The following is a 5,893-nucleotide window of genomic DNA, read 5'->3' as shown; positions in this document are numbered from 1 at the left end:
CCAAGCTTCCGGACGAGTTGAAAAGCAGCCTGCCAACGGTCGAAGATATCGAAGCGGAGTTCGCGGCGAAAACTATAGATTAACCGTCTAATTCCCCTCCGGATACAGCAGCCCGTTCAACAAAAATTTATACGTCCCGTGCGACTGGGCGCGGTTCTGGCTGACGATGCCGACCAGAATGATCCGCCCCTTCTTGTACTTGAGATCGACCACGGCGGCCTTGCGCGCGATGTAGTCCTCGCCCAGCAGCCAGCCGCTCATGAGCACATTATTCTCGGGGTAGCTGGCCACGACCTTCCTCTCCCAATCGCCCGTCCCGGGCAGCCACGTCTCCAACGCCAGGCTCTCGGAGAAGACCGCCGCCGTCTCTTCCTGCAGGCCGTAGCCGATCGGCGTCGTGTTGTCGACCGCGAGCCGCAGGATCGACATCGGGCAGAAGAACTTGGTCGGCTCGATTTTTTCAATCGCGTTCTTTACGGGCGCTTCGAATTCCTTAAGGGCCATCTTGCAGGCCTCATTTAGTGTTATCAACGTCCCGCCCGCCTCGACAAACGCCTTCAGCGCCGCCACACCCTCCTTCTCCAGCCCGCCCTCGTATTCGGGCGGCAGGGGAGTGAACCATCGCGCATACGGCGACGCGGGATCGACCTTGCCCGTGGCGATGATGTCCGGGTTCTCGCCGGCGAAGACGATGACGTCGTACTTGGCCTTGAGGTCGACCTTGGGCGCGGGCTTCGCCGGCTTGGCGTCCGGGGCCGCCTTGGGTCCCCGGAAATCGAGGTTGTGCAGCGTGGCGTAGGGGATGCCCAGATCGTCCAGGACGTAGCGCGACCAGCCTTCGTCCATGCTCGACCACCAGGACTGGTAAAGGCCGATGCGGGGGTTCTTGAGCGCCGCCGCCGCTATCCCCGCCGCATCATCCAATGCCCAGGCCGTGGCGTGGCGCTTCTCCAGCAAGCCCGCCATCGCCTTCTGCACTTCGGGGGTGTTCTTGACGATGAAGCTGCCCGCCGGCGCCTCGAAGCCCTTGCCGGCGATCTTGCCCTTGGACCGCGTAATCTCCGCCTTTTCTTTGAGCAGGGCGAAGGCTACGGCGTAAGAGGCGTTTTCCCGCGCATCCAGCACTAGGTACTTCGGTTCCCCGAACACGGCCGCGTCCAGCCTCACTCCCACCATCTGCACGCCCTTCACTCCTCCCACTCCCGCGTACCCGATCTTCTCCACCCGCTCCAGCTTGGCCGCGAACGGATGATCGACCTGGTCGCATGCCACCCCCATCTGCAGGGGCAGGGTCCAGCCCGCGTTGTCGTAGGGCGGCACCGGAGGCCCGCCGGGATATTCGCGCAGATCGGGATATTTTTGCCGCTCCAACAGCGCCCAGACAAAGGGCTTGTACGGCTGGGCCAACAGCACCACATACGATCCCGCCCCGTATACCTTGCCCTCGGCCACGAAGTCCTCTTTGGCCCGCTGGATCTCGCTGCCCCCGAACTCCAATACTTCCAGCATCTTGACCATGGTCGGGTAGTCGTTCTGTTTGGCCGGGATGACGAAGGCGTAGGGCTGGCCCTTGTCGGTTGCTTCAACCACACTCTTGCCCATCAGGTAGGAATTGAGTAGGAACTCTTCCTTGAATCGTGCCCCGGTGTTGATCAGGCTCAACGACAGGGTCAGCTCGTAATCGACGATGTCCCGCAGCCGCCACCAGCCGCCCGGCCACGGGTCGGGAAATTCCACCCGCCGCTGGGTGTAGCTCTTGGGGATCTCGGTCGGCTCGACGTAGACCGGAGTGGCCAGCTTGACCGAGGCCATCTCGCTCAGAATCCCGACCACGTTGTGCATCCACGAGGTGTCGTCGCAGGCGCCGATCCACCAACCGGTGAAGCTCCGCCCGTGGACGACCCCCTGGAAGCCGTTTCTCTGCAGGTCGAAGGCCATGTTGGCCCCGGCCAGGTTCACCTCGCGCCACAGCAGCGGCTGGACGTTGGGCACGGGCGGGTTCATGAACGGCGGGATGAAGAGCCGGGCCTCGTCGTGGCCCATCTGGTGCTCGTCGATGTGGATCTGGGGGAACCAGTCGTGGTAGAGGACCTTGGTCACGGCCCGCGTCTCGGCCAGGTTGAACATGAACCAGTCGCGGTTGTCGTCGTGCCCGGCGTAGAAGTGGTAGAGCCAGGGCATGGAGCCGCCCTCGTACTTGGTGCCCAGGTATTTCTTGTACCAATCCACTTCCATCTGCTCGCCGTCGGGGTTGATCGTGGGGATGAGCAAAACGATAACGTCGTCCAGCACTTTGCCGGCGTCCCACGGCGTCTCGCCCTTGACCAGCTTGTAGGCCAGCTCCATGGACATCTGCGAGGCTGCGATCTCCTCCGCGTGGAGGCTGCAAGTGATCAGGAGAATTAGCTTCCCTTCTTTGGCCAGCTTCTTGGCCTCTTCGATCGGCAGGCCCCGCGGGTCTTTGATCTTCTTGGCGATGGCCCGGTATTCATCCAGCTTGGCCATGTTCGCTTCCGAGGTGATGACGGCCATGATCATCGGCTTCTTCAGCGTAGATTCGCCGATGGTCAGAAGCTTGAGCTTGGCTGTTTCCTTCTCCAGCTTCTGGAAATAGGCCTGGATCTGGTTGTAGTCCGCGAGCTTCCTGTCCGCGCCGACCTTAAATCCCAGAAACGCCTCGGGCGAGGTCTGGGCGGGGAGAAGAGAGGAAAGAAAGAGCATCGCCATTAGGGCTGCGCAAGGAAGCGCCAAAGCGATTTTGGGAGCGCGATGGTTCATCGGTGTTGCCTCCAAATCCGAAAAAGCCGATCTTTTTTCGGAATACAGATGAGCGCATTATGGTCGCGATGGGCATTTTGAGTCAACGCCGCGTATGCGCCCGTTGCGGCTTGCTTCCCGGCTTGGCTTGTGGCATCGTTTGGCCAAGGAAGGGAGGCGCATTATGAACAAACAGCCGATCTCGACTTGGGGGGTTCGAACCCTCATGTGCCTGGCGCTTCTCGTCTTCGTTGTACCCGTTCCGGCGGCGCCTAATGGCCAGGACAAGCCCGTTTCGGGTAACCCGGCCGAGGTCGCCGCGGCGAAACAGCGCTACGACGCGTATAAAGCGCAATCGGCGAACGTCGACAAGCTCCAGAAAGACATCGACGCCCTCACCAGATCGCTCTTCCCCTCCGGAAACGAACAGGCCGACAAGGCCTTGTGGAGCTATGGCCAGCGGACCCAGTACAACGAGCAATTACCGGCTATGAAGGGCAAGCGCGATCTCGAGAAAGCCGCCCTCGGCCGGTTGGGCGATGAATGGGACAATCGCTACGGTGTGGTCCTGGCGCCCATCTCGAAGTTCGGGCAGACGATGAAGGTGACGTACCTGGACAAGTCCGTCCATCCGCCCGCGCTTCGGGAGAAGACGATGGAGTATATCCTGGCCCGCATCGAGGACGTCTGGGGCGCGAAGGACGAGAGCCCGAGCATCCTGCCGGAGGGCAAATTCGAAGCGGCCATCGATCTCGACGGGAAGCCGGCGATAGGCGCGACGATTCGGGCCACGGCCCGCTTCTCCAAGATGGGGAAGCTGCCCGCGGGAGATCCGCCGCTTTGGGGCTGGAAAGTGACCGGGGACCTGGACAAAGTGGAGGAGAAAGGCGCCCAGGCCCAGATCCGAGTCAGGGGCGCGGGCCTGCTGAAGGTTCAGTCCTATTGGATCGGCCCCTTCGGCAAATGGCAGACACTGGCCGAGGCGGAGATCGCCATCAAGCCGGAAGCCGATTCCCCGCTGCTGGGCACCTGGGAAGGCAAGCTGGCCTACGCCCCGAACGCGATGCAGATCATTATCGAGCGTCGGCAGGGCAAGGACATCGTCGGCTTGATGGTGATGGGGGATCGGATGCCGTTCAAGGGCGTCTGGAACGAGGCGGCCGGTGCCTGGGGGATCCACTTGGCCCCGATGCCGGATTCTCCCATGGCCCGCAAGATCATCGAGGATCCCGGATTTACGAAGGGCGACCCGTTCACCAGCCTCAAGCTCTTGGACGACGGGCAGCTTCAATTGTTTGCGCCCCCCTGCATTCTTCGTAAAAAAAGCGGGAAGTGACCGGCGTCGTCGGCGCTCCCACGGCTAATGGACGGTGGCTTTTAAGCGAAAACCCTGATATATTGACACAAGTTATTTTCCGCCGGTAAAAACCATTAGGAGAGATGCCATGGGCTTAAAGCGTAAAGAGATGATAATGCAGCAGAAGGCGTACTTCGAAGCCAAGCTGCAAGAACGGAAGACGGTCGTGGCCGCTAAGGGGCTCGAAGGCCGCAAAGCCGAGAAGGATACCCTGGTCCGGAAGTTCAAGGCCAACCTCAAGGCCGTCAACGGCCGGCTGAAGGCGATCGAGAATCACGAGAAGATCACCGCCGACGCGGCCAAGGTCAAGGCGGATCGGTTGGCGGCTCCCGTGAAGGAAGAAAAGAAGGAAGCCCCCAAGGCCGAGAAGCCCAAGAAGGGCGGCGACGAGGCCAAGGAAAAGAAGCCTAAGCCGGAGAAGAAGGCCGCTGCGCCCAAGGCATCCTAAGGCGGCAATAGTCAGCCGGCTTCGCTTCCCTAGCGGTTTTCTGTCCGGCCCAGTCTCCGCTCGATTTCGGATCGGAAATCCGCGATCAGCCGCTCCCGCGCCCAGGCTTTCTGCGATTCTCCTAAGGCATCGCCCAGGCCGTGGAGGATATCCCTGGGCTTGAAGCGTCTCTCGACGAAGGCAGGGAGCCCCCCAAGGTAATCCAGCAGGGGCTTTCCCGTTCGTTCTAAAACGAGGGCTTCGTTGAGCGGAAAGCCCATCTTCAGGAAGAAGTGGGCGTCGAAAAGATCTCTGGCGACGGGAATGGGCCGGTCGGTCAAATCGACGAGCTTATTAGTGGCCAGGGTGGCCTCGTCGGCGATCCGAACCTCAACCCCCAGAAGCCAGGCGTTCCGGTGGGCATTATGCGTCCAGATCCGCTTATTGATCTCGACTTTGATGTTCGGCGCCCCCTTCTCGTAGACGAGAAGATGAAACAGCGTGTTCCGCTTATCCCCGGCTTCCCGGACCATGGCTTGGCCGGCTAGGACGCCCCGCAGGGTGTCCGTGTCGCCTGCGTCGAACGGGGACAGCAGATCGAAGTCCAAGTCGAAGGAGAGCCGCGGAAGCTGGTGGAAAAGGACAGCGCAAGTTCCCCCCTTGAAGACGAGCTTATCGCCGGGACCGGAATGTGTGCCGCCCGTCTTGTAAATGGCGAGGAGCAGGGCCAGAAGCTTTCGCTGATGAAAAGCCGGATCGAAGCGTCGGGAGGTCATCGGGGGAGATACTCGCGGGCTCGCTCGGCGACCGCTGCGGGGTAGAGGGGGGCGAGGCGCCGCACTTCCGCGGGGTTGATTCTCTCCGCATTGTCGATCTCGGGGCGGAGGCCGAAATAGAGACAGTCGAGGAGCGCCCGTTCGGGGCCGGCCATGGCCGGTGATCCCGAACCGCGAACCCCGTCGAGGTTGAAGAACAAGTCGGGCTTCATGGCATGGTATCGGAATTCGAGGCCCGCGGCCTCGCGGCGATAATTGAGCCGGGCCACGGACACGACGGCGCGCCGGGACTGGAAGGACGCACCGTGCCGGTCGAGCGCGGATTGGAGAGAGACGTACGAAGGCGAGATGATGAGATTGGCAAGCTCGAATGGATCATAGTCGGGGGCCAGGGCGAAGTATCCGCGGGCAATTCTTCGCAGCAGCGCTCGATCTGTCATCCGCTTGGCCGCGATTTTCGATGTTTCGGGCTTGAGCCGCCACAGGCGCCGCAGATCGCCGAGGGAGAAGACCGTCCGTCCCGCTAAGGTCAGAATCTGCAAGCGCTCGGCGTCGGTCATTCGTTGCTCCGTTGGC

Annotated in this window: 5 protein-coding genes; 2 read left to right on the top strand and 3 right to left on the bottom strand. The window is 61.6% G+C overall.

All coding sequences use genetic code 11. The features are described from left to right. Positions 1 to 87: 87 nt before the first annotated feature. Positions 88 to 2,778, bottom strand: coding sequence for a M14 family metallopeptidase (locus tag NTZ26_15525; protein ID MCX6561904.1), 2,691 nt, complete (start codon positions 2,776 to 2,778; stop codon positions 88 to 90). Between the two features lie 163 nt (positions 2,779 to 2,941). Here NTZ26_15525 and NTZ26_15520 point away from each other — a divergent pair, with 163 nt between their 5' ends. Then, entirely contained in the window at positions 2,942 to 4,093 is a 1,152-nt protein-coding gene (locus NTZ26_15520; protein ID MCX6561903.1) for a hypothetical protein, read from the top strand. 109 nt (positions 4,094 to 4,202) lie between these two features. Beyond that, positions 4,203 to 4,562 (top strand): hypothetical protein, encoded by a 360-nt coding sequence (locus NTZ26_15515; protein ID MCX6561902.1) that lies wholly within the window; start codon positions 4,203 to 4,205, stop codon positions 4,560 to 4,562. Between the two features lie 29 nt (positions 4,563 to 4,591). On the opposite strand, the gene NTZ26_15510 is transcribed toward NTZ26_15515, so the two are convergent. Next, entirely contained in the window at positions 4,592 to 5,317 is a 726-nt protein-coding gene (locus tag NTZ26_15510) for a nucleotidyl transferase AbiEii/AbiGii toxin family protein (protein MCX6561901.1), read from the bottom strand. Next, a complete protein-coding gene (locus NTZ26_15505) occupies positions 5,314 to 5,877 on the bottom strand; it encodes a hypothetical protein (protein MCX6561900.1) in 564 nt (187 codons plus the stop codon). The genes NTZ26_15510 and NTZ26_15505 overlap by 4 nt, the downstream gene beginning before the upstream one ends. Positions 5,878 to 5,893: the final 16 nt, after the last annotated feature.

It is taken from the genome of Candidatus Aminicenantes bacterium (assembly GCA_026393855.1).
Classification (GTDB): domain Bacteria; phylum Acidobacteriota; class Aminicenantia; order Aminicenantales; family UBA4085; genus UBA4085.
Note: the sequence above shows the minus strand (reverse complement) of the source record. Positions and strands in the feature narration are given on the sequence as shown.

Bases quoted from the DNA above. Each gene is read 5' to 3' on its own strand.
- NTZ26_15525 (MCX6561904.1), bottom strand. From the start codon at position 2,778: ATGAACCATCGCGCTCCCAAAATCGCTTTGGCGCTTCCTTGCGCAGCC.
- NTZ26_15520 (MCX6561903.1), top strand. From the start codon at position 2,942: ATGAACAAACAGCCGATCTCGACTTGGGGGGTTCGAACCCTCATGTGC.
- NTZ26_15515 (MCX6561902.1), top strand. From the start codon at position 4,203: ATGGGCTTAAAGCGTAAAGAGATGATAATGCAGCAGAAGGCGTACTTC.
- NTZ26_15510 (MCX6561901.1), bottom strand. From the start codon at position 5,317: ATGACCTCCCGACGCTTCGATCCGGCTTTTCATCAGCGAAAGCTTCTG.
- NTZ26_15505 (MCX6561900.1), bottom strand. From the start codon at position 5,877: ATGACCGACGCCGAGCGCTTGCAGATTCTGACCTTAGCGGGACGGACG.